Genomic DNA, 26,755 nt, shown 5'->3' with positions numbered 1-26,755 from the left:
GCATTTTGGCGGCGCCCCGTTTAACTGGGTGGCCCCACCCGGGCCTGCCCTACGGCTGCATCACGCGGCGCGGGCCAATCGGCCCACCGCAGCGCGTCCCGCATCCAGCACGAACACATCCACCGCCGCATTCAAGGCGACGGCCTGCTCTTCCATGCTGCGCGCCGCCGCCGAGGCTTCCTCGACCAGTGCGGCGTTCTGCTGCGTGGTTTCGTCCATCTGCACGACGGTCTGGTTGACCTGCTCGATGCCGGCCGACTGCTCCTGCGACGCGGCGGCGATGTCGGCCATGATGTCGGTGACGCGCTGCACGCTGCCGACGATCTCGCCCATGGTCTGCCCGGCCTGCTGGACCAATGCCGCGCCACTGTCGACATCGGCCACGGACTGATCGATCAGGGCCTTGATCTCCTTGGCAGCACCCGCCGAGCGCTGCGCGAGGGTACGCACTTCGCTGGCGACCACCGCGAAACCACGGCCCTGCTCACCGGCGCGCGCCGCTTCCACGGCGGCGTTGAGTGCGAGGATGTTGGTCTGGAACGCGATGCCGTCGATGACGCTGATGATCTCGGCGATCTGGCGCGAGGAGGACTGGATGGCGCTCATGGTGGTGACCACTTGGCCGACCACCTCACCACCCTGCGAAGCGACGGACGCGGCGCTGATCGAGAGCTGGTTGGCCTGTCGCGCGTGCTCGGCGTTCTGGCGCACGGTGGAGGTCAGCTCTTCCATCGAAGCGGCGGTCTCTTCCAGATTGGCCGCCTGCTGCTCGGTACGGCGCGACAGGTCACTGTTGCCCGCGGCGATCTCGCCGGCCGCGGTCTGGATCGACTGCGCGGCCTGCTTGATGTCGCCGACGATCGTGGTCAGCTGGCCGGTGGTGCGCGCCATGTCATCGCGCATGCGCGCGAACACGCCGTGGAAATCACCGTGCATGCGCGCGCTGAGATCACCCCCGGCGATCGCCTGCAGCACGCGCGAGACCTCGCCCAGATCCTGCTCGGTGGTCTGCATCAGCCGGTTGAGGCCGCCCACCATCTCGCCGAAGTCGTGCTGGTAGCGCGCTTCATCGCCCCGCTGGCTGAAATCGCCCACGGCGGCCGCTGCGGCCAGCCGCTTGATCTCGGCATTGATCGCACCGAGGTTGGCCTTGGCCGTATCCAGCGCCTGGGTGATCACCGCCTTCTCGCCGGGCAGGCGTTCCATGTCCACCGACAGGTCACCAACCGCGTAATGGCCCATGATCTCGATCGCCCGCAGCTTCACCTGGATGTGGTTGGCGACCAGGGTGTTGGTGTCGCGCACCATCTGGCCATAGCCGCCAGGGAACACGGACGCATCCATGCGGTAACTGATCTCGCCCGCATCGTGGCGCTGCGCCATCGTCGCCTGTGCAGCCAGCACGGCCTTGAGGGTCTGGGTGACCTCGGCCATGGCCGTGCCAAGGCGGCCGATCTCATCGCGGCTGCGCACCACCACCGCATGCTCCAGATCGCCACGGGCGACGGCACGGGCGGCGGCTTCCACAGCGACCACCGGGGCGATCACGGCGCGTCGCAGCCACACCGCCAACACCCCCATCAGCACCACGGCGGCCAGCGCCGTGGTGACGGCCGATGCCACCAGCGCGGCGCGCGCGCGCTCGGAGGTGGCATGGGTTTCGAACGTGGCACGTTCGCTGGCGCGCGCGGCCAGCGCATCCAGCGTGGTGCCCACGGCGCGGTCGGCCCCGAGCACCAGCGCGTCGCCGGCCTGGGTGTCATAGCCACTGGCCGCGAACGCCTCCAGCGCGCCGCGGTAGCGGGCCTCCAGCGCACGGTGCTCGGCCAGGAACTGGTGGGCCAGCGTGCGCGTCTGTTCATCGCGGCTGGTGGCGAGCGTGCCGGCCAACGCTTCGATGCGGCGTCCTTCCGCATCGAATGCCGCCAGGTGGCGTTCGCGCTGTGCAGCGTCCGCACCGCGGATCAGCACGTTCTTCCACTCCTGCACCTGCAGGCGGAACTCGCGCTGCAGCAGCTCGGCCTGTGCCTGCCGGGCGACCTCGACCGGCACCTCGGCCGAGAGGTTGCGCCAGGCAGAACCCAGCCCCGCCAAGGCGGCCAGCACGATGATGACCAGGCCGAGCGACAGCGCGCCCAGCAGTTTGAATTGAAGACTCAAGGCGCGTGGACGCGCCGATGCGGAGGACGTCATGAGAGATCAAAAGTAAGGAAGGGCGATGCGGTATCGGTCTGTAAGGAACAGGCTGAAGTGCGACGCCAATCACGGTTACCGTTCCATTAAATGTTGTGACGATGGCGTGTAGATGAATTTTGGTCACACATGGAACGAAACAGGACTGGACAGGCAACTAATATGTAACTATCATTGTTACATGAAATCCAGCAACCAGTTCTCCGACGCGCTCCACGTCATGGCCCATCTGGTCGGCCAGGACGGCCCGCGCACCTCCGAGCAGCTCGCCACCTGCCTGCCGACCCATCCGGTAGTGATCCGGCGCCTGTTGTCGGCCCTGCACAAGGGCGGCCTGGTGACCACCGTGCGTGGCCACGGTGGCGGCAGCCAACTGGCCCGGCCGCCGGCGGAGATCACCCTGCACGACGTCTATCTCGCCATCGGTGCGCCCGCGCTTCTGCACACCGGTGCGCGCGAGACCGGCCGCGGCTGCCCGGTGCAGCGCGTGGTCAACGAAGCGCTCGACGACAGTTACCGCCAGGCCCAGGCCCTGCTCGAGGCCCGCCTTCGCGACACCACCCTGGCCACGCTGGGCGACGAATTCGCCCGCCACCTGGCCCACCACGCTGCAGGAGTTCCCCATGACGTTTGATGCGATTGTCGTCGGCGGCAGTTTCGCCGGCCTGTCCGCCGCGCTGATCCTGGCCCGCGCCCGCCGCGACGTGCTGGTGATCGACAGCGGTCTGCCGCGCAACCGCTTCGCCGCGCATTCGCACGGGGTGCTCGGCCAGGACGGCATCGCCGGCGCCGAGCTGCTGCGCAACGCGAAGGCGCAGCTGCTCGACTATCCCACCGTGCGCTGGATCAGCGACACCGCGACCCGCGCGCAACCGACGGTCGATGGCTTCGTGGTGGCTACCGAAAACGGCGACACCTGGGCCACGCGCAAGCTGCTGCTGGCGACCGGCATCCGCGACGAACTGCCTGACCTGCCCGGCCTGGCCGAACGCTGGGGCCACAGCGTGGTGCACTGCCCGTACTGCCATGGCTATGAAATCGGCGGCGGGGCGATCGGCCTGCTGGGTGGACACGAGAAGTCGGCCACGATGGCCGCGCTGCTCGCCGACTGGGGCGAGGTCACCCTGTTCACGCACGGCATGACCCTGGCGCCCGAGGAACTCGCGGCCCTGCAGCACCGCGGTGTCAGCATCGAACACGCCGCCGTGGTCGGGTTGGAAGGCGAGGCGCCGGCCCTGAGTGCCGCCGTGCTCGCGGATGGGCGCCGGGTCGAACTGCGTGCGCTGTTCGTCACCGCGCGGCAGCAGATGGCGACACCGCTGGTCGAACAGCTCGGCTGCTCGCTGGAAGAGAGTCCGATCGGCGTGCTGGTCCAGGTCGACGCCGGCAAGCAGACCAGCGTGCCCGGCATCTACGCGGCGGGCGATGCCACGCTGGTCGGTAACATCAGCCTGGCCAGCGCCGAAGGCGTACGCGCCGGCGTGAGCCTGCACCACGCGCTGGTCGCCGAGGACAGCCGCGCCAGTCGCTGAGGCGAGGGCGCCCGGCCCGGCCGGAAACAGAAACAGCCGCCCTGCGGCGGCTGTCCGTAACAGAGAACGTCGGGTTCAGGCCTGTTCGGCGCTCGCCGCATCCAGCTGCTGCACCTCCTGCGCCGACAGCGCGACGTTCGCGGCGGCCAGCACATCCTTCAACTGCTCGACACTGGTCGCACTCACGATCGGTGCGGTGATGCCCGGGCGTGCGATCAACCAGGCGATCGCGATCTGCGACGGGCTCACGCCATGCGTGCTGGCCACGTCGTCCAGCGCCGTCAGGATGCGCAGCCCACGCGGATTGACGTACGTGTCCACCACTTTCTGGCCGCGCGCGCTGCTCTTGGCCGCATCGGCGGCGCTGCGGTACTTGCCACTGAGGAAGCCGCTGGCCAGCGAGTAATAGCTGATCACGCCCAGCTGCGCCTCGCGCACCACCGCTTCCAGCCCGGCCTCGTAACCGGCGCGGTCGTACAGGTTGTACTCCGGCTGCAGCGTTTCATAGCGCGGCAGTTTGTAGTCCGCCGAGACCTTCAAGGCGTCGCGCAGGCGCTCGGCGGTGTAATTGGAGGCGCCGATCGCACGCACCTTGCCCTGTTCGATCAGGCGGCCGAAGGCGGCCAGCGTGGTTTCCAGCGGGGTGGATTCGTCATCTTCGTGCGCCTGGTACAGATCGATCACATCGGTCTGCAGGCGGCGCAGCGAGTCTTCCACCGCGGCGGTGATGTTGTCGGCGGACAGGCCGGGGCGCTCGGCCCACTTGGCTACCTTGGTCGCCAGCACCACCTTGTCACGCTTGCCACTGTGCTTGAACCATCGGCCCAGGATGGTTTCCGATTCACCGCCCTGGTTGCCGGGCACCCACGCCGAATACGCATCGGCGGTATCGACCAGGTTGAAGCCGGCATCGACGAACGCATCGAGCAGGGCGAAGGAGGTCTTCTCGTCCGCACTCCAGCCGAAGACATTGCCGCCGAAGGCGATGGGGGCGACATGGAGGCCGGAACGACCGAGTTCGCGCGTAGCAGTCATGGGTGATGTTCTCCCTGGGAATCGTTTCCACAGGATACGGCCGGCGTGGTGACAGCGTTGCGGCAGCAGGCACAAAACAGTGTTCCGGATTGCTGCGCCGCACTAACGTTTTGTGAACACCTGTGCACGCTTGGCTGCTAGTCTCGCCGCATCCCGCTACCGGAAGCCCCGCCGATGAAAGCCCGTTCGTTGACCTGTGCCTGCCTGTTCACTGTCTCCACCCTGATGCTTGCCGCGCCCGCGATGGCCATCAAGCCCGCCGGCCCGAACGCGCAGGTCGCGATCACCCCGGCCGTGCAGAAGGCCGTGCAGGACAGCCGCCGCGATCCGGCCAACGTCAAGCGCGATGCGTACCGCCATCCGGCACAGACCCTGTCGTTCTTCGGCGTTGCGCCGGGCCAGACCGTCATCGAGATCACCCCGGGCAACGGTTGGTACTCGGAGATCCTGGCGCCGCTGCTGCATGAGAAGGGCCAGTACGTAGCCGCCGTGGTCGATCCGATGGCCGTGGCGGAAGGGCGTGGCCGCGATTACCAGCAGCGCAGCCGCGAGGGACTTGAAAAGAAGTTCGCCGGTGACGCCGCGGTGTTCGGCAAGAGCCGCGTAGTCGCCTATGACCCGAAGGCCCCGGTGTTCGGCCCGGCCAACTCGGCCGATGTGGTGCTGACCTTCCGCAACGTGCACAACTGGCGCAGCAGCGGCCAGGCCGAGGGCATGTTCAAAGGCTTCTTCTCGGTGCTCAAGCCGGGCGGCGTGCTCGGCGTGGTGGAACACCGTGCCAAGGCCGACGTGCCGGCCGACGACAAGACCGGTTACGTGGGCCAGCAGCAGGTGATCGCGATGGCCAAGGCTGCCGGTTTCGAACTGGCGGGCAGCAGCGAGATCAATACCAATCCGCGCGACACCAAGGATTACCCGAACGGTGTGTGGACGCTGCCGCCGACGAACCAGCATGACGCGGCCGACGAGGCCAAGTACCAGGCGATCGGCGAAAGCGACCGCATGACGCTGCGCTTCGTGAAGCCGGGCAAGTAAGAAACCCGCGCGTGAGACACGGCACGCGGGCCATTGCCCGCGCGCTCCAGGGACGGCAAGGAATGCACCATTGAAGAAGCTGCTGTTGGTCGGTCTTGCGGCGATGACGCTGATCAAGGTCGTTGATTTCGTGTTTTACGGGCAGCACGGCTACGACCTGATGGGGGCGGCCGGCTTCGGGCTGCTGTTCACGGGCGCTGCGCTGGATGGACGCAGCGCGTTCAACGCGCCCGCCACGGGGCGCTGGGCACGTGAAGCCCGCATCGCCAATGTCTGTGGCGTGGTGCTGGTGCTCATCTACTTCCTGCTCAAGATGAACGTCATCGGCTGACGATCGGGCGGATCGCGGCGGCGCCACGGGGATGGGACAATGGGCCATCCCACCGCCGCTGTTGCCTCGATGCTGATCGCCTTCAACAAACCGTTCAACGTGCTGTGCCAGTTCACCGACCGCAGCCAGCCGCCGCGCGCGACCCTGGCCGGCTTCGGGTTGCCGCCGGCGGTGTATGCGGCCGGTCGGCTGGACTACGACAGTGAAGGCCTGCTGCTGCTCACCGATGATGGCGGCCTGGCGCACCAGTTGACCGATCCGCGCCACAAGGCCGACAAGACCTATTGGGTGCAGGTGGAAGGCACGGTGACCGATGAACAGGTGCAGGCGCTGCGCCGTGGCGTGCTGCTCAACGATGGGCCTACCTTGCCGGCGGGTGTCGAACGGTTGGAATCGCCGCCCGGGCTGTGGCCGCGCACGCCGCCGGTCCGCTTCCGCAAGACGGTGCCCGATGCCTGGCTGGCCATCACCCTGCGCGAGGGCCGCAACCGGCAGGTACGCCGCATGACCGCCGCGGTCGGACTGCCGACGCTGCGGCTGGTACGTGTCTCGATGGGCGAGCATGCGATCGGCGACCTGCAACCCGGGCAGTGGCGGGAGATCGGACACTAAAAAACCGCCGGTGGACACCGGCGGTTTCGATACGCATGCGGTGATGCGTCAGCGGATCAGGCGTCGCTGCCGATATCGCTGGTCTCATCCACCACGGTGTCGTTGCGGCGGTTGCGGGCGCTGATGCGCTGCGCCTGGCCGTTCACCACGCCACCGTTGGCAAGCTTCTTCTTCTGCTGCTTGCGGTACAGCGCGTAGCCCAGCAGGCCCACGCCGACGGCCGCGGCTGCGATGGTCACGGCCGGATTGCGGCGCACCACCTTGGCGGCCACTTTGCTGCCGGTCTTGACCGCGCCGAGTGCGGCGCCCGTCTTGATCCAGTCGGTGGCCTGTGGGCCGAAGTGGCGCAGGTTGCTGCCGGCATGCTTGAGGCCGTCACCAGCGGTGCTGGCGATGTCCAGGGCGCGCTCGAGGGCGCGGTCGGTAATCACAGTCAATCTGCTCATGGGGGGTCCTTGCCTGAGGTTCTGTTCCAGTGTGTCGCCTGGGCCGTGTACGGGGCGTCATCCGCCTGCTACGACCGCATCACGACTGTAGCCGCTCCCCACCGGTGGAGGCGGGCTTGGACGCGGCACGGTCAGGCGCCAGCCATGAATGCGCGTATCCGGTGACGGTGGCGGTGGGGCGTGCTCAGGTGCCGCGCGGTTTCGCCCGGTGGGTCGCGTTGGCCGTCCACGGGTCGTCCGGCCACGGGTGGCGCGGGTAGCGGCCCTTCATTTCCTTCTTCACTTCCGCGTAGGTGTTCGCCCAGAAATTGCGCAGGTCCTGGGTGACCTGCAGCGGGCGCCCGCCGGGGGAGAGCAGATGCAGCGTGAGCGGAATGCGGCCGTCGGCGATGCGCGGGGTATCGCTCAGGCCGAACAGTTCCTGCAGTTTGACCGCCAGCACCGGCGCCTGCGGCGTGATGCCATCGGCGTCGAGCGCGTAGTGGATCGGACGTTCCATGCCCGAAGGCACGGCAATGCGGACCGGTGCGTGGCGATCGACCAGCTGGCGTTGCGCCCAGGGCAGCGGCGACTTCAACGCTTCACCGAGGGTGGATTCATCAAGGGCATCCAGGCGCGTCTTGCCGTTGAACGCAGGCGTCAGCCACGTCGGCAGCGTCGCCACCAGGGCCGCATCGGAGGTGTCCGGCAGATCCAGTTCCGGCATCCACGCGCGCACGGCCAGCGCACGCGCCTGCCATTGGCGCAGGCCCTCCGTCCACGGCAAGGCATCCAGGCCGAGTTCGGCGACGGCGTCGGTCAGGGCTTTCGCGGCGTGGGCGGGGTCCACGCGGCCGGCCGAGCGGCTGTCCAGCACGATGCGATCGAACCGGGTCTCACGGCGGGCGACCAGCGCTCGCTTTTCACCGTCCCAACGCACCACGTCGTCCTGCGTGAAGCGCTCCGGGAAGTCACGGCGCAGGCGGTTCTCATCCACCGGCGCGGCGCGCAGCAGCAACGCGTCGCGTGCTTCGTAGCGCAGTTCCACCGCCACCAGCCACGGCTCGCCGCGCAGATCGCTGGGATCGAACAGGCGCGCGCTGCGGCCGTTGGCCAGCAGGTAGCGCAGCGGATCGGTGGGATGGCGGGCGGCGATCCGGTCCGGGAAAGCATGTGCGAGCAGGTCACCGAGTTGATGCGCTTCGACCGAGGACGGCGGCGCGGCATCACACCGCAGGCGTCGCCGCCATTGTCTGCTCGCGGCATCGATCGTGGCCAGGCCACCGCGGTTCGCGTCGTGCGGTGCGCGCCCCTGGCGGAACGCGGCCAGTGCGCGCCACCGCGCCGCGAGTGCGTCACCGCCCTGGCGCAGGGGATCGCGCGCTTCCACCAGCGCGGCCAGATCGCAGGCGAGTGCCTGTTCGACACCCTTGCCTGCCGCCATCAGCATCGCCGCCAGCCGCGGATGCGTGCCGAGGGTCAGCATGCGCCGGCCCAGCGGGGTCAGCGTGCCGCTGTCGCTGAGCGCGCCCAGGCGCTGCAGCAGCTCCCGCGCGGCGGCCAGGGCACCGGCGGGCGGTGTATCGACGAAGCGCAGGTCGTCACTGCCCCACGCAGCCAGTTCCAGCGCCAGCGAGGCCAGCTCCACCTGCGCGATCTCGGGCCGTCGCTGTGCCTCCAGCCGCTGCGACTGCGGCCACAACCGCCAGGCCCAGCCCTCTGCCACGCGTCCAGCGCGCCCGGCACGCTGATCGGCCGAGGCCTGCGCGATGTTCACCACGTCCAGGCGCGCAAAGCCGCTGTTGGGGTCGTAGCGCGGCTCGCGCGCCAGTCCCGCATCGATCACCACGCGCACGCCGGGGAGGGTCACCGAGGATTCGGCGACGTTGGTGGCCAGCACCACGCGGCGGCGACCGCCGGGATCGGGCTGCAGCACCTGCGACTGCTGGTCCACCGGCAGTTCGCCGTGCAGCGGCAGCACCTGGACGGCCGGGTCGAGCACGGTCTGCAGCGCCGTCTGCACGCGCGCGATCTCGCGCTGGCCGGGCAGGAACACCAGCACGTCGCCGGGATGCTCGGCCAGGGCCTGCTCCACCGCACGCCGCGCCTGCGGCTCCAGTGCCTCGTCGCGGCGCGCGGGGAAATGCGCGACCGTCACCGGGAAGCTGCGGCCTTCGCTGCTCAGGCGCGGCGCATCGAGGAACTGCGCCAGTCGCTCGCCATCGAGCGTGGCCGACATCACCACGATGCGCAGGTCCTCGCGCAGCTGCGACTGCACATCCAGCGCCAGCGCCAGACCGAGATCGGCTGCCAGGTGCCGCTCATGGAATTCATCGAACAGCAGCGCGCCCACGCCGTCGAGCAGCGGATCGTCCTGCAGCATCCGGGTCAGGATGCCCTCGGTGACCACTTCGATGCGGGTCCGCGCGGAGATCCTGTTCTCGAAGCGGATGCGGTAACCCACGGTCTCACCGACGCCCTCACCGAGCTGCCGCGCCATGAACTGCGCGGCGCTGCGCGCGGCTACACGACGCGGCTCCAGCATGATGATTTTCCGGCCTTCCAGCCACGGCGCATCCAGCAGGGCCAGCGGCACCTGGGTGGTCTTGCCGGCGCCGGGTGGCGCTTCCAGCACCAGCCGTGTGCCGCTCCCGAGGGTGGTCAGGATCTGCGGCAGCAGCACGGAAATCGGGAACATCGGGGTGGTCATGCGGCAAGGATACGGGGCGCAGGCGAGGGCGGCGAGACGTGCGCGCCGGGGCATCGACGGGCAGCACGGTAGAATGCGCAGGTTCACTGCCCTGTAGCCCCCATGCAACTGATCGATATCGGCGCCAACCTCACCCACGACTCCTTCGATCGCGACCGCGACGCCGTGCTGGCGCGTGCGCGCGAGGCCGGGGTAGTGCAGATGGTGATCACCGGCGCCAGCCGCGAGCATTCGCCGATGGCGCTGGATCTGGCCCGGCAGCATCCCGGCTTCCTGTACGCGACGGCTGGCGTGCACCCGCACCATGCGGTGGAATACACCGACGAATGCGATGCGGAGATGCGCGCGCTGCATGCGCATGCCGAAGTGGTCGCCGTGGGCGAGTGCGGGCTGGACTACTTCCGTGATTTCTCGCCGCGCCCGGCGCAGCACCGTGCCTTCGAGCGTCAGCTGCAGCTGGCCGCGGAGAACGGCAAGCCGCTGTTCCTGCACCAGCGCGACGCGCATGCCGATTTCATGGCGCAGATGAAGAACTTCGACGGCAAGCTCGGCCCGGCCGTGGTGCACTGTTTCACCGGCGAGCGCCAGGAGCTGTTCGACTACCTGGACCAGGACTGGTACATCGGCATCACCGGCTGGTTGTGCGATGAGCGCCGCGGCGCGCACCTGCGCGAGCTGGTCAAACACATCCCGGCCAACCGGCTGATGATCGAGACGGACGCCCCGTACCTGCTGCCGCGCACGCTCAAGCCGTTGCCCAAGGACCGCCGCAACGAGCCGATGTTCCTCTCGCACATCGTCGAGGAACTGGCGCGCGATCGTGGCGAGGACGTGGAAGCCACGGCAGCCAATGCGACGGCGGCCACGCGCGCGTTCTTCCGGTTCCCGCAGACCCGGTAGGTACCGACCGTTGGTCGGTACGCGTGTCGGTGCGCGGCACCCACGACCGACGGTCGTGGGCTACCGCCCGTCTCCATGGGCCCACGCATCGGCCAGCCCTTCGCGGTAGGTCGGGAACCGCGGCTGCCACTGCAATGCCTCGCGCGTGCCGCGACTGTCGATGCGCTTGTTGCTGCTGTAGAAACGCCGCAGCGAGGCAGGAAGGGCCGGGTCATCCCAGCCCTGAGCGACGGGCAGCGGCACGCCACTCAGTGCCGCCGCATACGCCAGCACGTCCTGCGACGGGGCGGGTTCATCGTCGGCCGGCAGATACAGCGCGTTTTCCTGCGAGCGATGCATCGCTGCCAGCGCTGCGGTGGCGAGGTCTTCGACGTGCAGCCGGTTGAACACCTGTCCCGGCCGCACGACCTGCCGCGCCGTGCCCTGCGCCAACTGCACAAGCGCGTTGCGCCCACGCCCGTACAGCGCGGGCAGCCGGAATACCGCCGAGGCGATGCCGCGCGCCTGGGCGAACGCCTGCCACTGGCCTTCGGCACGCAGGCGCTTCAGTGCGGTGTCGTCCGTGGCATCGGCCGCCGCGTGCAGGTTGATCCAGCCGCCATCACGATCGGCGTAGACGGCGGTCGAAGAGAAATAGCCCAGCCAGCGCAGCGCGGGCGCATCCTGCAGCGCTTCGCCGAGCAGGCGTAGCGCAGGATCACCCTCGGCATCGGGCGGAATGCTGCACAGGATCGTGTCGGCGCTGCGGATCGCCTTCTCCAGCGCCGCATCGATGGGGTATCCCTCGGCCAGCCGGTGGCGGATCACACCATCGTCCGGTGCGGTGGAGGGATCGCGCACGGTGCCGCTGCAGGCAATGCCCTGTGCGTGCAGCAGGGCGGCCAGGTGCCGCCCGCTGTAGCCCAAGCCCAGCACCAGCACGCGGGCCGGTGCGGTGTCGGTCGGCACGCTCAGCCCTTGCGCTGCTGCTGGTAGGCCTGCAGGTGCGCATAGGCCACGGCCAGCAGCGGTGCGGCCTGGCCGGCCGCCCGTGCCCGTACCAGCATGTCGCCGACGATGTGCTCGGCCTCGACCTGCTGGCCGGCCTCCAGATCGCGCAGCATCGAAGCCTTCAACGCCGAGCCGGTCTGGGTGGTCGCGGCCAGCGCGATCTCGCGCGCCTTGCCCGGGATCGGCTCGCCGGCCGCCTCGGCCACCGCCACGCACTCGTCATACAGGCCACGCACGATCGCCGCGCCGTCATCGGTCGCCACGATCGTGCCGACATCGGCGCGCATCAGGCAGGTCGCCGCCGCCAGCGTGGTCAGGAAGGTGTACTTGATCCACTGCTCCTGGCCGATCGCATCGGTGGCGACGTGGTCCACGCCCGCCTGCACGCAGGCCGCCGCCAGCGCCAGCACGCGCGCGCTGCTGCCGGTGTCGTCGCGCTCGCCGAAGGTCAGCTTGGCCGCCGGCGCCAGGTGCACCACCGCGCCGTCGCTGGCCTTGGTCGCGCTGATGAAGCACAGCCCGCCCAGCACTGCGTCGCGGCCGAAGCGTGCGTCGAGATCGGCGTAATGCCGCAGCCCGTTGAGGATCGGCAGCACCGTGGTGCGCGGGCCGACCGCGGGGGCGATCGCCTCGATGGAGCTGGCGAGGTCGTAGGCCTTGCAGCTCAGGATCACCAGGTCGAACGGCTCGGCCGTCGCCAGCGCGGGCAACGCGTCGGCGGTGACGTGCTTGACCGGGAAGGTTGCATCGCCCAGCGGGCTGCGGATCACCAGCCCTTCGCCCGCCAGCTGCGCCGCACGCGCCGGGCGGACGAGGAAGGTGACGTCCACGCCGGCCTGGGCCAGGCGACCACCGAAGTACCCGCCGGTCCCGCCGGCGCCGAGGATCAGGATGCGCATCAGCTGCGCATCCCCACGCCACGCTTCAGCAGCCACAGCGCCAGCGCGGTGAGCGCCACCACGAAGCCGATCATCAGCGCATACGCCACCCACAACGGCACGTCGCTGGTGCCCAGCAGGCCGTAGCGGAACGCGTTGACCATGTAGAAGATCGGGTTGGCATGGGTAGCGGCTTCGGCCCAGGTCGGCAGCAGCTTCACCGAATAGAACACACCGCCCAGGTAGGTCAGCGGGGTCAGGATGAAGGTCGGCACGATCGCCACGTCATCGAACTTCTTGGCGTACACCGCGTTGATGAAGCCGGCCAGCGAGAAGATCGTCGCGCCCAGCAGCACCGTGGTCAGCGTCACCAGCGGATGCGGGATGCGCACCGGGGTGAAGAACATGGCGATGATCAGCACGATCACGCCGACCATCAGGCCGCGCAGCACAGCACCGGACACATAGCCCCACAGGATCACCCAGTTCGGCATCGGGCTGACCAGCAGCTCTTCGACGTGGCGGCCGAACTTGGCGCCGAAGAACGAGGAGCTGATGTTGCCGTAGCTGTTCTGGATCACGCTCATCATCACCAGGCCCGGCACGATGAACTGCATGTAGCTGTAGCCGCCCATCTCGCCCACGCGCGAGCCGATCAGCCCGCCGAAGATCAGGAAGTACAGGGTCATGGTGATCGCCGGCGGCACCAGGGTCTGGCCCCAGATGCGCAGGATGCGCGCCACTTCGCGGCGCACGATGGTCATCAGGGCGATGCGGTTGCGCTGGCCGTCGGTCAGGACCGGGGTCGGGGTGCTGCTCATGCCACGTTCTCCTGGTTGCCGGTGAGGCGCACGAACAGCTCCTCCAGGCGGTTGCTCTTGGTGCGCATCGAACGCACGCGGATGCCCGCGGCGTTCAAGGCTTCAAACACCCGGTTGAGGTCCATCGCGCGCGGCATGTCCACGTCCAGCGTGTGGCTGTCGGTGGCGATCAGGATCGCGCCTTCGATCTCCGGCAGCTGGGCCGGCAGGCTGCCGTCGATGTCGAACAGGAAGCCTTCCACGTCCAGCTTCGCCAGCAGTTCGCGCATCGGGCCCTGGGTGACGATCTGGCCATGGTTGATGATGGCCAGGTTCCGGCACAGGTGCTCGGCTTCTTCCAGGTAATGCGTGGTCAGGATGATCGTGGTGCCGGCGGCGTTGATCTCCTTGAGCACGCGCCACATGTCGCGGCGGATCTCGATGTCCACGCCGGCGGTCGGTTCGTCCAGGATCAGCAGGCGCGGCCGGGTCATCATCGCGCGGGCGATCATCAGCCGGCGCTTCATGCCGCCGGACAGGGTGCGGCTCATCACCTGCGCCTTCTCCCACAGGTGGGCGCGCTTGAGCTCTTCTTCGGCCATCTTCTCGGCCTCGGCACGGGCCACGCCATAGAAGCCGGCGTAGTTGACCAGGATGTCGAAGGGCTTTTCGAACAGGTTGAAGTTGATTTCCTGCGGGACCAGGCCGATCAGGCGCATGGTGGCGCTGCGGTTGCGCACCAGGTCGCTGCCGAAGACCTCGACCTGGCCCTCGCTGAGGTTCACCAGCGAGCTGATGATGCCGATCAGGGTCGACTTGCCGGCGCCGTTGGGGCCCAGCAGGGCGAAGAAGTCGCCCGGGGCCACGTCCAGCGAGACGCCCTTCAGCGCCTGGGTGCCGTTGTCGTAGGTTTTGCGGAGGTCGCGCACCCGCAGGGCGGGCACGGCGGTGGGCGCGGGAGTGTTCTGGGAAGCCAAGCTCTTGCCTTCGCGCCTATGGGCTGGCGCTGGATAGGGGCGGGGAGGGGCTATTATAGAAGACCCCGAGGGCTTGCCCCGGCTACACACTGTCCCGAAAAGTCGTGCCTGCCCAATTCCCCCTCAAACTGGTCGACCGGCGCATGCTGGCGCCGACCGTCGGCCATTACCAGTTCCTGCGTGATGACGGCCAGCCGCTGGATTTCCAGCCCGGCCAGTTCATCCAGGTCCATTTCGAGTACGCCGACGGCACCGCCACCAAGCGCAGTTACTCGCTGGCCACCATTCACAACCACGCCCTCGGCGCGGGCGAAGCGGTCGATATCGCGGTCAGTTTCGTCCCCGGCGGCGCCGCCACGGCCCTGTTCGAGGGCCTGGATATCGGCGGCCACGTCAGCGCCAGCGGCCCGTTCGGCCGGTTCTGCCTGCAGCCGGGCGACCACAATGCCCGCTACCTGCTGATCGCCACCGGCACCGGGGTCACCCCGTACCGCTCCATGCTGCCGCTGCTGGCCACCGCCATGGCCGGGCGCGGCGTGGAGGTGGTCCTGCTGCAGGGCGCCCGCACGCCGACCGAACTGCTCTACAGCGAGGACTTCTACGCCTTCGCGGCTGCCCATCCGGGCTTCCGCTATGTGCCGTGCCTGTCCCGCGAATTGCCGGAAAACCCGCATCCGGACGTGCGCCATGGCTACGTGCAGCAGCATCTGGCCGAATTCGCCCCGGACCCGGCGACCGACATCGCTTACCTTTGTGGCAACCCGGACATGGTCGATGCCACCTTCGAGCTGCTGAAGGCGGCCGGCCTGCCCACGCCGCAGGTGCGGCGCGAGAAGTACGTCAGCAGCAAGTAACCGTGCCTAGCGGCCCTGCCATCCGGCATGGCCGCCAGCAGCGTCGGGGTGCGGGCGGCGGTAAGATGCGCCGCGCGCCGCTTCCGCCTGGCTGACACGATGCCCCTGGATTTCCCCACCATTGCCGTGCTCGGCTTCCTGCTGTGCCTGGGCATCGCCATGGGCTTCTCGCTGCTGCTGCTGGTGCTGCGGCGGCAACCGGCCCTGCGGCTGTGGACGGCCAGCCTGTGGATGCTGTCGGTCAGCCTGACCCTGGTCGCGCTGCGGCCCCATCTGCCCCAGGTGGCGGGCATCCTGGCCGGCAACGTTGCCGTAGCGCTGTCCGGCGTCCTGATGCTGTATGGCGTGGCGCGCCATCTTGGCCGTCGGCTGCCGGCGTGGCAGCCCCTGGCATTGGCGGCCACCTACCTCGGGGCGATCGCGTTCTTCCTCGTCGTCCATCCCAGCCTGGTCATCCGGCTGGATGTGTTCAGCGTGTTCGCGGTGTTGCTCAACGGCTGGATGGCGGGGTTGCTGCTGCGGCATGCACCGCCGGCGCAGCGCATCAGCTGCCGGCTGGCGGCTGCGGTATTTGCCGCGCAGGCCTTGCTGTACCTGGTCCGTCTGTTCCTGCCGGTGGCGCCCGATGCGGGCGACGACATCCTGCGCGCCGGGGCGCCGGTGTTCGCGACCTATCTGGTCGGGCTGATCCTGGAACTGGCCCGGTGCTTCGCGCTGGTGCTGCTGCTGGTGGAGCGCATGCTGGTCGACCTGCAGCGGCTGGCGCGCACCGACGTGCTGACCGGCCTGCTCAACCGGGGCGCGGTGCTCGCCGACGGTGCCACGCTGCTGCAGCTCAGCCGCCGCCCGCCGAGGCCGCTGGCGCTGCTGCTGCTGGACGTGGATCACTTCAAGCAGATCAATGACCGCTGGGGGCATCTGGCCGGCGATGCGGTGCTGCGCCACGTCGCCGACGTCCTGGCCGCGTGCGTGGCCGATCGCGAGCACCTGCTGGGCCGCTATGGCGGTGAAGAGTTCGTCCTGCTGCTGCCCGGGGCAGACCCGCACCAGGCACGCCAGTGCGCCGATCGCCTGCGCCAGGCACTGCGGGAGTCGCCCGCCCGGATCGACGGTCTTCTGGTACGGGTGACGGCCAGCATCGGCCTGGCCATCGACCAGGGAACGGGCGACCTGGCGCGCCTGCTCGGCGAGGCCGATGCGGCGCTTTACCGGGCCAAGGCCGAGGGCCGTGACCGCACCATCAGCGCGCTGGCCCCCGCGGCCTTCCCCGGCACCGGGGCAGCCGTGTAAGTTGAGTCACATCGCCCACGCCCGTGCGTCGGGGTGACATGATCTTCAACAAGGGGAAGTACGGAAGATGTCTACACACCACCTGAGGCTGGCCGTCGCGCTGGTCGCCGCCCTGTGTGCCGGCTGCGCGCCGGTACCCGACGCTGCATCCGGCACCGCGGCCGCCCAGCGCCTGTACGGCACGCTCGCGTTCCAGCCCTGCACCCTGACCAGCGCGCAGGCCAGCGCGAATGTCGAGGCGCAGTGCGCCACGCTGCAGGTGCCGGAGAACCCGGCGGCACCGGACGGTCGCAGGATCGGCTTGAACATCGCCTGGCTGGACGCCGGCAATGACGGCGCGGGCAAGGCCGACCCGGTCTTCTTCCTGGCCGGTGGCCCGGGCCAGGCCGCGACGGAGGTCGCCGCCCCGGTCAACATGGCGCTTCGGGACGTGCGCAAGCAGCGCGACATCTTCCTGATCGATCAGCGCGGCACCGGCAAGTCCAACCCGCTCACCTGCCTGGATGCACAGGGCAAGGAGCTGCCGCTGGACGAGAACGCGGCACCGAGCGCCGCGCTCATCGAAGACTACGCCCGCCGCTGCGCGCAGTCGCTGACCGGGCGCGCGGACACCCGCTTCTACACCACCACCGAGGCCATCGGTGATCTGGATACGGTGCGCAAGGCGCTGGGCGTGGACAAGGTCAACCTCGTCGGTGGTTCCTACGGCACCCGCGTGGCACAGCAGTACGCCGCGCGCTATCCGCAGCACACGCGCACGGTGGTGATCGATGGCGTGGTGCCGAACGACCTGGTGGTCGGCGGTGATTTCGCCACCACGTTCGAAGATGCGATCACCCTGCAATCGGCGCAGTGCCGCCAGGATCCGATCTGCGCCAAGCGCTTTCCGGTCGATACCCGCAGCCAGCTGCGCAACGTGATGGCCGCACTGGCCAAGGCACCGGTCGAGGTCGACTACCGCAATCCCGGCACCGGCCAGGCCGAGCGCGATGTATTGACCGCCGATTCGGTTACCGGATTGGCCTTCATGTTCTCGTACATGCCCGAGCTGTCGTCGCTGCTGCCGGTCACGCTGGATGAAGCCGCGCAGGGCCGCTATGCGCCGTTGATGTCACTGAGCAAGATGGCCAGCCGCACGCTGGGCGTGCAGATGAACCGTGGCATGCAGTGGTCGGTGCTGTGCGCCGAAGATGCCGATCGCTACAAGGAAGGCGACGCGGGCGATCGCGTGCTGGGCCCGGAAGTCGCGCGCATGTTCTTCGCGGCCTGCCCGGCCTGGAATGCCGGTTCGCGGCCGAAGGATTTCACCGCGCCGTTCGCCTCGACGCTGCCAGTGCTGTTGTTGTCGGGCCAGTTCGATCCGGTCACGCCGCCGCGCTACGCCGAGCAGGTGCTCAAGCAGCTGCCCCAGGGGCGCCACCTGCTCGCCAAGGGACAGGGTCACGGCACCATCAACGCCGGCTGCATGCCGCGCATCCTCGGCCAGTTCATCGACACCGCTGACGCGAAATCACTCGACGCCACCTGCCTGGACACCCTCAGCCCGGTGCCCGCCTTCACCTCGTTCAACGGATGGGCCCCATGAACCGTACTTCGTACCGCACCGGGGAGGTGCGCGCATGATCGTCGCCGAGCATCTGCACAAAGCGTTCAAGACCAAGACCGGCGTGATCCATGCCGTCCAGAACGTCGGCTTCCAGGCCGACAACGGGCGCATCACCGGCCTGCTCGGCCCCAACGGTGCCGGCAAGACCACCACCATGCGCATGCTGTACACGCTGATGAAGCCCGACGAGGGCCGCGTCGTGGTCGATGGCATCGACGCGGCGGTGGACCCGGTCGCGGTGCGTCGCCAGCTGGCGGTGCTGCCGGACGCGCGCGGCGTCTACAAGCGCCTCACCGCGCGCGAGAACATCGCCTATTTCGGCCAGCTGCACGGCCTGAGTGCCGCGCGAATCCGCGAGCGCACCAAGGTACTCTCGGCGGCGCTGGAGATGGAGGACATCCTCGACCGCCAGACCGAAGGGTTCTCGCAGGGACAGCGCACCAAGACCGCGATCGCCCGCGCGCTGGTGCACGATCCGCGCAACGTGATCCTCGATGAGCCGACCAACGGCCTGGACGTGATGACCACGCGCGCGCTGCGCGGCTTCCTGCGCGGACTTCGCGACGAGGGCCGCTGCGTGATCTTCTCCAGCCACATCATGCAGGAGGTGGCCGCGCTCTGCGACCACGTGGTGATCATCGCGCAGGGCACGGTGATGGCGGCCGGCAGCGCCGATGAGCTGCGCGCACAGACCGGGGAAAGCAACCTCGAAGATGCCTTCGTCAAGGCGATCGGTACCGAAGAAGGATTGCACGCATGAGTTCGTTCGCTACGCTGTTGACCGTGATGCGCAAGGAACTGCGCGACCTCTCGCGTGACCGTCGCACGCTCGCGCTGACGCTGCTGCTGGGGCCGTTGCTGTATCCGGTGCTGATCCTGGGCATGAGCAAGCTCGCCGAAAGCCGGGTGAAGACACAGATCGAGCAGCCGCTGGACATCCCGATGATCGGCGGCGAGCATGCGCCCAACCTGGTGCGCTTCCTGGCCGCGCAGGGTCTCAATGCGACCGAGGCGCCGAAGGACCTGACGGATGCGATCCGCAGCCAGCGCATCGATGTGGCGCTGCGGATCAGTCCGGCGTTCGGCAAGGACTGGAGGGAGGGCCGTCCGGCGCTGGTCGAGATCATCAAGGACAGTACCCGCCGTGCGGCCGATATCCCCAGCAGCCGGCTGGAGGCGGCGCTGGGCGGCTACAGCCAGCAGGTCGGTGCGCTGCGTCTGCTGGCACGCGGGATCGATCCGCAGGTCGCGCGACCGCTGGATGTCGCCGCGCAGGATCTGGCGACGGCTGAAGCCAAGCGCGGGATGATGCTGTCGGTGCTGTTGCCGATCCTGTTGACCATCACCTCGTTCCTGGGCGGCGCGTATCTGGTGATGGACACCACCGCGGGCGAGCGCGAGCGGCAATCGCTGGAGCCACTGCTGGCGACGCCGGCACCGCGCAGCGCGATCGTCAGCGGCAAGATCGCCGCGGCCTGCGCGGTCGGTGTGGCGTCGTTGCTGTTGACCCTGGCGGCCTTCAAGATCAGCGCGCAGCTCTCCTCCGGTGGGGTAGGCCGGCAGCTCAACATGGGCTTCCTGCCGATGCTGCAGATGCTGCTGATCATGCTGCCGATGCTGTTCATCGGCACCTCGCTGCTGACCTTCCTGTCGGCGGCGGCCAAGAGCATGAAGGAAGCCCAGAGCCACATGACCTGGCTGATGCTGCTGCCGATGCTGCCGGGCTACGCGCTGATGGTGTACCCGATCAAGAGTGAGCTCTGGCAGTTCGCGGTGCCCTTCCTGGCGCAGAACCAGATGCTGCTCAAGATCATCCGCCACGAAGCGATCAGCCCGCAGATGTGGGCGGTCTACCTCGGCGCAGGCTTCGGCCTGGCGGCCCTGTTCTGGTACGCCGCCGTGCGTCGTTACCATCAGGAACGGTTGGCGATCTCGGGTTGATGCACGAAGGGCTCCGCAAGGGGCCCTTCTTCATAACGGGGACGGAGGTAGTTAATAACAGGGACGGAGGTGGTTAATCCGAAGTGGTTAATCCGGTGGCCGTCAATTCCTTTGCGTTCGGGACGCTGACGCAGATCCGGCTAGTCGCCCTGTTCCTTGACGGGTCTTCCCGCAGGCCTGCACACCACGGACCTCTGCAATGCCCGCCCCACCATGTCCTGGAAGCGCGCGCTGCCCAACGCGCGCTCCTGAGCGATGTAGGCGACGATCCGCTCTCTTTCCTGCGGTTGGATGCCGGCCTGCAGCCATTGGCTGTAAGCCACTGCGCGGGCTTTCGGTGTAGCGCCGAGGGCGGTGTAGCCGGCGTGGGGTGTCAGCATCGGGTTGTACTCAAGCCCCAGGTACGCCCGAGCGCTGGACCATCGATAGCTCTCGGGGAGGGCCACCAGCGCGGCCCGCACCGGATTCAATTCTATGTAGCGATGGACCATCAGCAGGTAGCCATCGGAATCCACCAGGCACGACTTGAAGCGGCCCTGCAGCAGCGTTCCGCTCCGAACATGTCGCTTGTTGAAGTACTGGACGTAGTTCTGCCCGCACCTCCGCATCGCTGAAGCCAGCCCTTCGGCCACCATCGGCGTTACCAGGAGATGCACGTGGTTGCCCATCAGTACGAAGGCGTGGATCAGGACGCCATGCCTTCGGCAGGCAGAGCGCAACAGACGCAGGTAGTGGGTCCGATCATCGTCGTCGATGAACAGCGCAGCGCGATTGACGCCACGCTGGATGACATGGAGGGGAATGCCAGGCAGAACCAGACGAGGGGAGCGGGGCATGGTCGCAACCGGGATGGCGAGGCATCACTCTGCAGAACCGCACATCAAAACGCGCTAGGTCGGCGGCGCGGAACGCGGTAAGGGAAGTGCGCTTAACTACCTCCGTCCCTGTTATTAACTACCTCCGTCCCCATTAAAAAAGGCCCGGATCGCGCCGGGCCTTTCGTCATCCAATCGTGCGTTGCGATCAGCCGCCTTCAGGCGCGAACGCGAGCGTGCGGCGGGTCGTGACCGGGGCGCCGACCGGTTCAAACTTCCAGCGTTTGACCGCGTTGAGTGCTTCGCGGTCGAACACGCGGGCCGGGGTGGCGCGCAGCACGCGGGCGGCGGTCACCGAGCCGTCCGTGCCGACCGTCAGTTCGACCAGCACTTCGCCGGCGGTGCCCGAACGCAGGGCGTCGGCCGGGTAGCGCGGGGCCGGGGTACTGACCGGGCGCAGGGTCGATGCCGGCGCGGCGGCAGCCGGGGCCTGGCGGGCGGCGGCGGCCTGGGCGGCGGCGGCCTGCTGCTGGCGCTGTTCGGCCTCGCGGCGGGCGGCGGCCTGGCGCTCGGTGTCCTGGTTGTCGATGCGGGCGGCGGCTTCCTGCTGCGCGGCGATCTTTTTCGCTGCTTCGGCTTCCGTGGCCTGCTGCTGGGCCAGTTTCTGCTGTTCCACCAGCTGCTTGGCGCGGGTCTCGGCGTCCTTCTTGACCTTGTCGGTCTCTTCCTGGGTACGCTTGAGCGCGGTCTGCATGCTGCCGCTGATGCCCTGCTTCAGGCGTGGCAGCGCCGGGGCGGTCGGGTCGACCTTTTCGATCAGCGCGACCAGTCGCTGGGTCTCGGCGAAGTCCTCGCGGCCCAGGTTCTGCTCGGCGGCGATCAGGGTGTAGGGCAGCAGATCGGTCAGCGCGCTCTTGACCGAGGCGTCATCCGGGGTCTTGTCGCGCAGTGCCAGGTAATACTCGATGGCGTTGTCGCCGGCCGGGGCATACATGCGGTTCTCGCGCAGCGCCTTGCTGGCCAGTTCCCGCAGTTCCTCGGTGCCCAGCGACTGGACCTTGGCCGACACCGCCGGTGCGGCCGGGGCAGCAGTGGGGGCCGCCGGTGCCGCAGGCGTGGCCGGTGCGGTGTCGTCCTTGCCCGAGCAGGCGGACAGGGCGATCAGCAGGATCATCGGCGCGAACAGGCGCGCCGGGCCATGAGTCTTGACGTGCGACATCCAACTCCCCTTTGAAGACGACGATACGTAGGGCCTGATGCGGTCAGGCCGACCGACGGCCATGGACGTTTCCCGACGCCCATGGCGGACCCGCAGGTGTGCAATCTAGCATCACCCCGCCCGGCCCGGGGGCCAGGCGGTCAGGGCAGGGGGCATCCTCACCGATGCCGCCACTGCCGGGCAAGCCTCAGTGCGACAGCGCCTTGCTCGGCGTGCCGTTCATCAGCTTGTCGGTGTAGGCGATGCCGATCGCCGACAGGATGAAGGCGGCATGGATGATGGTCTGCCACATCACGCCGGTCGAGGTCAGCCCACTGGCGCACTTGAAGACCTCGGCCGCGGCCGGACCCTGCGCGGCCACGACGGAGGCGACCGCCTGGATGTAGGTATCGCTGTTGCACGCGGGCAGCGAGTCAAGGCTGCCCGCCGCAATGAACGTCTTCAGCAGGTGGATCGAGGAGATGCCGATGATCGACAGCGCCAGCTTCACCTTCAGCACGCTCGCGTTGACATGGCTCAGCCACTCCGGCTGGTCGGGGTGGTTCTCCAGGCGCAGGCGCGACACGAAGGTCTCGTAGCCGCCCACGATCACCATCACCAGCAGGTTGGAGATCATCACCACGTCGATCAGGCCCAGTACCAGCAGCATGATCTGCTGCTCGCCCATCTCGTTGGCCTGGTGCAGCAGGTGCCACAACTCCTTGCCGAACAGGAACACATAGACGCATTGCGCCAGGATCAGGCCCAGGTACAGCGGCAGCTGCAGCCAGCGCGAGGCGAAGATCAGGGAGGACAGGGGACTGATGGGGGTCTGGGTCGAACTCATGCTGGAATGCTGCGTTGCGGGGACGGCGCAGCGTAACGGTCCAGCTTGACCCTGCCAAGCCGAGCGACGGACTAGACTCGGGATTCCCTCTCCGCGCGAGCCCTCGCCATGATCGACCTGTACTACTGGCCTACCCCGAATGGCCACAAAGTCACGCTGATGCTGGAGGAAACCGGCCTGCCGTACCGGATCCAGCCGGTGAACATCGGTGCCGGGGACCAGTTCAAGCCCGACTTCCTGGCGATCTCGCCGAACAACAAGATGCCGGCCCTGGTCGATCACCAGCCCACCGATGGCGGGGCCGCGCAGCCCGTGTTCGAGTCCGGCGCGATCCTGCTGTACCTGGCCGAAAAGACCGGCCGCTTCCTGCCGGCCGACAGCCGTGGCCGGGTGGCGGTGCTGGAATGGCTGTTCTGGCAGATGGCCGGGCTCGGCCCGATGAGCGGCCAGATGGGGCATTTCAACGTCTACGCGCCCGACAAGATTCCCTATGCGATCGAGCGCTACGACAACGAAGTGCGCCGCCTGCACGGGGTGATGGACAAACGCCTGGCGCAGGCCGCCTACCTCGGCGGTGACGAGTACAGCATCGCCGACATGGCCAGCTACCCCTGGATCGGGGCCTACGACACGCTTCCGGTCGATTTCAGCGCCTTCCCGAACCTCAAGCGCTGGCATGACGCGATCGCAGCACGCCCGGCCACCCAGCGTGCCTATGCCCTGCGCGAGAAGGTGAACCCGCAGGCCGGCAAGCCGCTCAGCGATGAAGAGCGCAAACACCTGTTCGGCCAGCGCTGAAGCGGTGCTCACCTGCCCGGTAGTGCCGGCGGCTGGCCGGCTCCCCGCAGCGGTGGGCGCGGCCGGACGCCCGCCCGCCTCCGGCACGACCGGAACGGTTTTGGTTAGGATGAAGCGTTCCCCGTGCCGCACCCGCGGCCGGGGACTGCCCAGACGCTGCCGGAATCCTTCATGCGCCACCTGTTCGCTTCGCTCGCCCTGATGCTCGCCTCGACCTCGATCGCCCACGCTGAAAAACTCACCCTGGATGCCATCACCGGTCCGCTGCCGTTGTCCGGCCCGACCCTGATGAAGCCCAAGGTGGCCCCGGACGGCTCGCAGGTCAGCTTCCTGCGCGGCAAGGACGCCGACCGCAACCAGCTGGACCTGTGGGCGTACGACATCGCCAGCGGCCAGACCCATCTGCTGGTCGACTCCAAGGTGGTGCTGCCCGGTACGGAAACCCTGAGCGACGCCGAGAAGGCCCGCCGCGAGCGCCAGCGCATCGCCGCGATGACCGGCATCGTTGATTACCAGTGGTCGCCGGATGCACGCACCCTGCTGTTCCCGCTCGGCGGTGAGCTGTACCTGTACGACCTGAGCAGGCAGGGCAAGGCCGCGGTGCGCCAGCTCACCCATGGGGAAGGCTTCGCGACCGATGCCAAGCTGTCGCCGAAGGGCGGCTTCGTCAGCTTCGTGCGTGCCCGCAACCTGTGGGTGATCGACCTGGCCAGCGGACAGCAGATCCAGCTTACCCGCGATGGCAGCGACACGATCGGCAACGGCGTGGCCGAGTTCGTCGCCGATGAGGAAATGGACCGCCACACCGGCTACTGGTGGGCACCGGACGACTCGGCGATCGCCTTCGCCCGCATCGATGAATCGCCGGTGCCGGTGCAGAAGCGCTACGAGATGTATGCCGACCGCACCGAGATGATCGAACAGCGCTACCCGGCGGCCGGCGACCACAACGTCACCGTGAAGCTGGCCGTGATCGCGCCGCGTCAGAACGCCAAGCCGACCTGGATCGACCTGGGCCGCAACCCGGATATTTACCTGGCCCGCGTCGATTGGCGTGATCCCCAGCGCCTGACGTTCCAGCGCCAGTCGCGCGACCAGAAGACGCTTGAGCTGATCCAGACCGAGCTGGCCAGCGGCCAGCAACGCACCCTGGTGACCGAAACCTCGCCGACCTGGGTGCCGCTGCACAACAGCCTGCGCTTCCTCAAGCAGGGCGGCTTCGTGTGGTCGTCCGAGCGCAGTGGCTTCGAGCACCTGTACCGCATCTCCGATGACGGCAAGACCGTCACCGCGCTGACCGCCGGCACCTGGCCGGTGGACGAACTGCTGGCCGTCGACGAAGACGCCGGCAAGGTGTATTTCCGCGCCGGCGTGGACAGCCCGCGCGAAAGCCAGCTCTACGCCGTGTCGCTGCAGGGCGGCACGCCGCAGCGCCTGTCGCAGGCGCCGGGCATGCATACCGCCAGCTTCGCGCGTAATGCCAGCGTCTACGTGGACAGCTGGTCCAGCACCACCACGCCGCCGCAGATCGCGCTGCACCGTGCCAACGGCGAGAAGATCGCCACCCTGGTCGAGAACAACCTGGAAGATCCCGCGCATCCGTACGCGCGCTATCTCGATGCGCAGCGCCCGGTCGAGTTCGGTACGCTGACCGCCGCCGACGGCAAGACGGCACTGCACTACAGCCTGATCAAGCCGACCGGTTTCGATCCGGCCAAGCGCTACCCGGTGGTCGTGTACGTCTATGGCGGCCCGGCCTCGCAGACGGTCACCAACAGCTGGCCCGGCCGTGGCGATCATCTGTTCAACCAGTACCTCGCGCAGCAGGGCTACGTGGTGTTCTCGCTGGACAACCGCGGCACCCCGCGCCGCGGTCGTGATTTCGGCGGCGCGCTGTACGGCGTGCAGGGCACGGTCGAAGTGGCCGACCAGCTGCGCGGCGTGGCCTGGCTGAAGCAGCAGGCGTGGGTGGACCCGGCGCGCATCGGCGTGCAGGGCTGGTCCAACGGCGGCTACATGACCCTGATGCTGCTGGCCAAGGCGTCGGACAGTTACGCCTGTGGCGTGGCCGGTGCACCGGTGACCGATTGGGGCCTGTATGACACCCACTACACCGAGCGCTACATGAACCTGCCGGGCAACAACCCGAAGGGGTATGAAGAAGCGCGTGTGCTGGCGCACATCGATGGCCTGCGTTCGCGCCTGCTGCTGATCCACGGCATGGCCGACGACAACGTGCTGTTCACCAACTCCACGGTGCTGATGAGCGCCCTGCAGAAACGCGGCCAGCCGTTCGAACTGATGACCTATCCCGGCGCCAAGCATGGCCTGTCGGGCAGCAACGCGCTGCACCGCTACCGCCTGGCCGAGGACTTCCTGGGGCGCTGCCTGGCGCCCTGATTCCCCGTTCCTGCCACCGGCCTGACAAGGAGTTCGCCGATGACATTGCCGCCCGCGCTTCCTGGTTCGACCGTGCCTCCCGGCTGGTGGCGCCGCCACTGGCGCTGGGCCATGCCATTGGCGGTGGTACTGGTGCTCGGGGGCGTAGGTGGTGTGGTGACCTGGAGCGTGCTGCGCTGGAGCGAGGCAGCACGCGAGAGTCCGCCGATGCGCGAAGCGCTGCGCCGCGCCGGCTGCAGCATCGAACTGGTGGAAGCGTTCGGTGAGCCGCTGCATATCGAGTCGATTCCGCTGGGTAGCATGCAGACCGCGATCACCGGCCAGCGCGATGTCGTTCTGACCGTGGCCTTGGAAGGACCCCATGCGTATGGGCGGTTGTTCGTGAAGGGCACCCGCAACGATGACGTGTGGGACTACCCGGTGATGTACGTGCTGGGCGAAGACAGGCAGACTTTCGACCTGACCGCGCTGGATGACGATGAGGCTGCGGGGGAATGCGCGCTGCGGCAATGTCGCCAACGCGGTCAGTGCAACGAGAAACCTGCACTGTAGGGAAGCAGCCTGCCCCACGGCTGGCAAGGACCTGCC

General features: G+C 68.2%; 25 protein-coding genes. 14 read left to right on the top strand and 11 right to left on the bottom strand.

Going from position 1 to position 26,755, the window contains the following annotated elements; translation table 11 throughout:
* Positions 1-60 precede the first annotated feature (60 nt).
* Positions 61-2,193, bottom strand: coding sequence for a methyl-accepting chemotaxis protein (locus tag ABE434_RS12685; protein ID WP_346479082.1), 2,133 nt, complete (start codon positions 2,191-2,193; stop codon positions 61-63).
* A gap of 181 nt (positions 2,194-2,374) precedes the next feature.
* Here ABE434_RS12685 and ABE434_RS12680 point away from each other — a divergent pair, with 181 nt between their 5' ends.
* Together ABE434_RS12680 and ABE434_RS12675 are read left to right on the top strand one after the other, a co-directional pair.
* Positions 2,375-2,827 carry an Rrf2 family transcriptional regulator gene (locus ABE434_RS12680; RefSeq protein WP_319207483.1) on the top strand — a complete coding sequence of 151 codons (453 nt, stop codon included), beginning with the start codon at positions 2,375-2,377 and terminating at the stop codon, positions 2,825-2,827.
* On the top strand, positions 2,817-3,725 hold the full coding sequence (locus tag ABE434_RS12675; protein WP_346479081.1) for an NAD(P)/FAD-dependent oxidoreductase: 909 nt from the start codon (positions 2,817-2,819) through the stop codon (positions 3,723-3,725). Before ABE434_RS12680 ends, ABE434_RS12675 begins: the two co-directional genes overlap by 11 nt.
* 75 nt (positions 3,726-3,800) lie before the next feature.
* Here ABE434_RS12675 and ABE434_RS12670 read toward each other — a convergent pair whose 3' ends face one another.
* Entirely contained in the window at positions 3,801-4,760 is a 960-nt protein-coding gene (locus tag ABE434_RS12670; protein ID WP_346479080.1) for an aldo/keto reductase, read from the bottom strand.
* Positions 4,761-4,985: 225 nt separating this feature from the next.
* Between ABE434_RS12670 and ABE434_RS12665 the strand changes: the two genes are divergently transcribed.
* From ABE434_RS12665 to ABE434_RS12655, 3 genes are all read left to right on the top strand, one after another.
* The gene (locus tag ABE434_RS12665) at positions 4,986-5,795 is read left to right on the top strand and encodes a methyltransferase (protein WP_241696387.1); all 810 of its coding nucleotides are present in this window, start codon (positions 4,986-4,988) and stop codon (positions 5,793-5,795) included.
* A 70-nt stretch (positions 5,796-5,865) separates the two neighbouring features.
* Complete coding sequence (locus ABE434_RS12660) at positions 5,866-6,126, top strand: hypothetical protein (RefSeq protein ID WP_346479079.1); 261 nt, start codon at positions 5,866-5,868, stop codon at positions 6,124-6,126.
* A gap of 69 nt (positions 6,127-6,195) precedes the next feature.
* The gene (locus ABE434_RS12655; RefSeq protein WP_346479083.1) at positions 6,196-6,738 is read left to right on the top strand and encodes a pseudouridine synthase; all 543 of its coding nucleotides are present in this window, start codon (positions 6,196-6,198) and stop codon (positions 6,736-6,738) included.
* Positions 6,739-6,794: 56 nt separating this feature from the next.
* Here the strand turns inward: ABE434_RS12655 and ABE434_RS12650 are convergent, their stop codons facing one another.
* Positions 6,795-7,184, bottom strand: a complete 390-nt coding sequence (locus ABE434_RS12650) for a hypothetical protein (RefSeq protein ID WP_019185464.1) — start codon at positions 7,182-7,184, stop codon at positions 6,795-6,797.
* Between the two features lie 184 nt (positions 7,185-7,368).
* Complete coding sequence (gene hrpB, locus ABE434_RS12645; RefSeq protein ID WP_346479078.1) at positions 7,369-9,873, bottom strand: ATP-dependent helicase HrpB; 2,505 nt, start codon at positions 9,871-9,873, stop codon at positions 7,369-7,371.
* 102 nt (positions 9,874-9,975) lie between these two features.
* On the opposite strand from hrpB, the gene ABE434_RS12640 reads away from it, so the two are divergent.
* Entirely contained in the window at positions 9,976-10,773 is a 798-nt protein-coding gene (locus ABE434_RS12640) for a TatD family hydrolase (protein WP_179459745.1), read from the top strand.
* A 60-nt stretch (positions 10,774-10,833) separates the two neighbouring features.
* Here ABE434_RS12640 and ABE434_RS12635 read toward each other — a convergent pair whose 3' ends face one another.
* Genes ABE434_RS12635 through ABE434_RS12620 form a run of 4 tightly spaced genes read right to left on the bottom strand, consistent with a single transcriptional unit; the run spans position 10,834 to position 14,418 of the window.
* A complete protein-coding gene (locus ABE434_RS12635; RefSeq protein ID WP_346479077.1) occupies positions 10,834-11,721 on the bottom strand; it encodes an epimerase in 888 nt (295 codons plus the stop codon).
* 2 nt (positions 11,722-11,723) lie between these two features.
* On the bottom strand, positions 11,724-12,662 hold the full coding sequence (panE, locus tag ABE434_RS12630) for a 2-dehydropantoate 2-reductase (RefSeq protein ID WP_346479076.1): 939 nt from the start codon (positions 12,660-12,662) through the stop codon (positions 11,724-11,726).
* The gene (locus ABE434_RS12625) at positions 12,662-13,462 is read right to left on the bottom strand and encodes an ABC transporter permease (RefSeq protein ID WP_019185458.1); all 801 of its coding nucleotides are present in this window, start codon (positions 13,460-13,462) and stop codon (positions 12,662-12,664) included. The genes panE and ABE434_RS12625 overlap by 1 nt, the downstream gene beginning before the upstream one ends.
* Positions 13,459-14,418: an ABC transporter ATP-binding protein gene (locus tag ABE434_RS12620; protein ID WP_176987856.1), complete on the bottom strand. Its 960-nt coding sequence runs from the start codon at positions 14,416-14,418 to the stop codon at positions 13,459-13,461. The genes ABE434_RS12625 and ABE434_RS12620 overlap by 4 nt, the downstream gene beginning before the upstream one ends.
* 104 nt (positions 14,419-14,522) lie before the next feature.
* Between ABE434_RS12620 and ABE434_RS12615 the strand changes: the two genes are divergently transcribed.
* The 5 genes from ABE434_RS12615 (at position 14,523) to ABE434_RS12595 (ending at position 20,109) form a co-directional block, all read left to right on the top strand.
* Complete coding sequence (locus ABE434_RS12615; RefSeq protein WP_346479075.1) at positions 14,523-15,272, top strand: ferredoxin--NADP reductase; 750 nt, start codon at positions 14,523-14,525, stop codon at positions 15,270-15,272.
* Positions 15,273-15,299: 27 nt separating this feature from the next.
* Entirely contained in the window at positions 15,300-16,562 is a 1,263-nt protein-coding gene (locus ABE434_RS12610; protein WP_346479074.1) for a GGDEF domain-containing protein, read from the top strand.
* A 67-nt stretch (positions 16,563-16,629) separates the two neighbouring features.
* Entirely contained in the window at positions 16,630-18,147 is a 1,518-nt protein-coding gene (locus ABE434_RS12605) for an alpha/beta hydrolase (RefSeq protein WP_346479073.1), read from the top strand.
* Positions 18,148-18,181: 34 nt separating this feature from the next.
* Entirely contained in the window at positions 18,182-18,928 is a 747-nt protein-coding gene (locus tag ABE434_RS12600; RefSeq protein WP_179459750.1) for an ATP-binding cassette domain-containing protein, read from the top strand.
* On the top strand, positions 18,925-20,109 hold the full coding sequence (locus tag ABE434_RS12595; RefSeq protein ID WP_346479072.1) for an ABC transporter permease: 1,185 nt from the start codon (positions 18,925-18,927) through the stop codon (positions 20,107-20,109). The genes ABE434_RS12600 and ABE434_RS12595 overlap by 4 nt, the downstream gene beginning before the upstream one ends.
* 140 nt (positions 20,110-20,249) lie before the next feature.
* Here the strand turns inward: ABE434_RS12595 and ABE434_RS12590 are convergent, their stop codons facing one another.
* The 3 genes from ABE434_RS12590 to ABE434_RS12580 all read right to left on the bottom strand — a co-directional run bounded on the left by ABE434_RS12590 (position 20,250) and on the right by ABE434_RS12580 (position 22,969).
* A complete protein-coding gene (locus tag ABE434_RS12590) occupies positions 20,250-20,945 on the bottom strand; it encodes a transposase (protein WP_346479071.1) in 696 nt (231 codons plus the stop codon).
* Positions 20,946-21,132: 187 nt separating this feature from the next.
* Positions 21,133-22,143, bottom strand: a complete 1,011-nt coding sequence (locus ABE434_RS12585) for an energy transducer TonB (RefSeq protein ID WP_346479070.1) — start codon at positions 22,141-22,143, stop codon at positions 21,133-21,135.
* 187 nt (positions 22,144-22,330) lie between these two features.
* On the bottom strand, positions 22,331-22,969 hold the full coding sequence (locus ABE434_RS12580) for a TIGR00645 family protein (protein ID WP_319207443.1): 639 nt from the start codon (positions 22,967-22,969) through the stop codon (positions 22,331-22,333).
* A 108-nt stretch (positions 22,970-23,077) separates the two neighbouring features.
* Between ABE434_RS12580 and ABE434_RS12575 the strand changes: the two genes are divergently transcribed.
* The 3 genes from ABE434_RS12575 (at position 23,078) to ABE434_RS12565 (ending at position 26,719) form a co-directional block, all read left to right on the top strand.
* Entirely contained in the window at positions 23,078-23,767 is a 690-nt protein-coding gene (locus ABE434_RS12575; protein ID WP_179459754.1) for a glutathione binding-like protein, read from the top strand.
* Positions 23,768-23,938: 171 nt separating this feature from the next.
* Positions 23,939-26,167, top strand: coding sequence for a S9 family peptidase (locus tag ABE434_RS12570; RefSeq protein ID WP_346479069.1), 2,229 nt, complete (start codon positions 23,939-23,941; stop codon positions 26,165-26,167).
* Between the two features lie 39 nt (positions 26,168-26,206).
* Positions 26,207-26,719, top strand: a complete 513-nt coding sequence (locus ABE434_RS12565) for a cytochrome c oxidase assembly factor Coa1 family protein (protein WP_346479068.1) — start codon at positions 26,207-26,209, stop codon at positions 26,717-26,719.
* Positions 26,720-26,755: the final 36 nt, after the last annotated feature.

Source organism: Stenotrophomonas sp. TWI1183 (genome assembly GCF_039673115.1).
GTDB classification, from domain to species: domain Bacteria; phylum Pseudomonadota; class Gammaproteobacteria; order Xanthomonadales; family Xanthomonadaceae; genus Stenotrophomonas; species Stenotrophomonas maltophilia_AA.
Note: the sequence above shows the minus strand (reverse complement) of the source record. Positions and strands in the feature narration are given on the sequence as shown.

Excerpts from the sequence above, each read along its gene's own strand:
- ABE434_RS12655 (WP_346479083.1), top strand. The coding sequence starts at position 6,196 with ATGCTGATCGCCTTCAACAAACCGTTCAACGTGCTGTGCCAGTTCACC.
- ABE434_RS12650 (WP_019185464.1), bottom strand. The coding sequence starts at position 7,184 with ATGAGCAGATTGACTGTGATTACCGACCGCGCCCTCGAGCGCGCCCTG.
- ABE434_RS12585 (WP_346479070.1), bottom strand. The coding sequence starts at position 22,143 with ATGTCGCACGTCAAGACTCATGGCCCGGCGCGCCTGTTCGCGCCGATG.
- ABE434_RS12595 (WP_346479072.1), top strand. The coding sequence starts at position 18,925 with ATGAGTTCGTTCGCTACGCTGTTGACCGTGATGCGCAAGGAACTGCGC.
- ABE434_RS12685 (WP_346479082.1), bottom strand. The coding sequence starts at position 2,193 with ATGACGTCCTCCGCATCGGCGCGTCCACGCGCCTTGAGTCTTCAATTC.
- ABE434_RS12570 (WP_346479069.1), top strand. The coding sequence starts at position 23,939 with ATGCGCCACCTGTTCGCTTCGCTCGCCCTGATGCTCGCCTCGACCTCG.
- ABE434_RS12590 (WP_346479071.1), bottom strand. The coding sequence starts at position 20,945 with ATGCCCCGCTCCCCTCGTCTGGTTCTGCCTGGCATTCCCCTCCATGTC.
- ABE434_RS12565 (WP_346479068.1), top strand. The coding sequence starts at position 26,207 with ATGACATTGCCGCCCGCGCTTCCTGGTTCGACCGTGCCTCCCGGCTGG.
- hrpB (WP_346479078.1), bottom strand. The coding sequence starts at position 9,873 with ATGACCACCCCGATGTTCCCGATTTCCGTGCTGCTGCCGCAGATCCTG.
- panE (WP_346479076.1), bottom strand. The coding sequence starts at position 12,662 with ATGCGCATCCTGATCCTCGGCGCCGGCGGGACCGGCGGGTACTTCGGT.
- ABE434_RS12625 (WP_019185458.1), bottom strand. The coding sequence starts at position 13,462 with ATGAGCAGCACCCCGACCCCGGTCCTGACCGACGGCCAGCGCAACCGC.
- ABE434_RS12670 (WP_346479080.1), bottom strand. The coding sequence starts at position 4,760 with ATGACTGCTACGCGCGAACTCGGTCGTTCCGGCCTCCATGTCGCCCCC.
- ABE434_RS12610 (WP_346479074.1), top strand. The coding sequence starts at position 15,300 with ATGGCCGCCAGCAGCGTCGGGGTGCGGGCGGCGGTAAGATGCGCCGCG.
- ABE434_RS12605 (WP_346479073.1), top strand. The coding sequence starts at position 16,630 with ATGTCTACACACCACCTGAGGCTGGCCGTCGCGCTGGTCGCCGCCCTG.
- ABE434_RS12580 (WP_319207443.1), bottom strand. The coding sequence starts at position 22,969 with ATGAGTTCGACCCAGACCCCCATCAGTCCCCTGTCCTCCCTGATCTTC.
- ABE434_RS12665 (WP_241696387.1), top strand. The coding sequence starts at position 4,986 with ATGCTTGCCGCGCCCGCGATGGCCATCAAGCCCGCCGGCCCGAACGCG.
- ABE434_RS12680 (WP_319207483.1), top strand. The coding sequence starts at position 2,375 with ATGAAATCCAGCAACCAGTTCTCCGACGCGCTCCACGTCATGGCCCAT.
- ABE434_RS12575 (WP_179459754.1), top strand. The coding sequence starts at position 23,078 with ATGATCGACCTGTACTACTGGCCTACCCCGAATGGCCACAAAGTCACG.
- ABE434_RS12675 (WP_346479081.1), top strand. The coding sequence starts at position 2,817 with ATGACGTTTGATGCGATTGTCGTCGGCGGCAGTTTCGCCGGCCTGTCC.
- ABE434_RS12640 (WP_179459745.1), top strand. The coding sequence starts at position 9,976 with ATGCAACTGATCGATATCGGCGCCAACCTCACCCACGACTCCTTCGAT.
- ABE434_RS12600 (WP_179459750.1), top strand. The coding sequence starts at position 18,182 with ATGATCGTCGCCGAGCATCTGCACAAAGCGTTCAAGACCAAGACCGGC.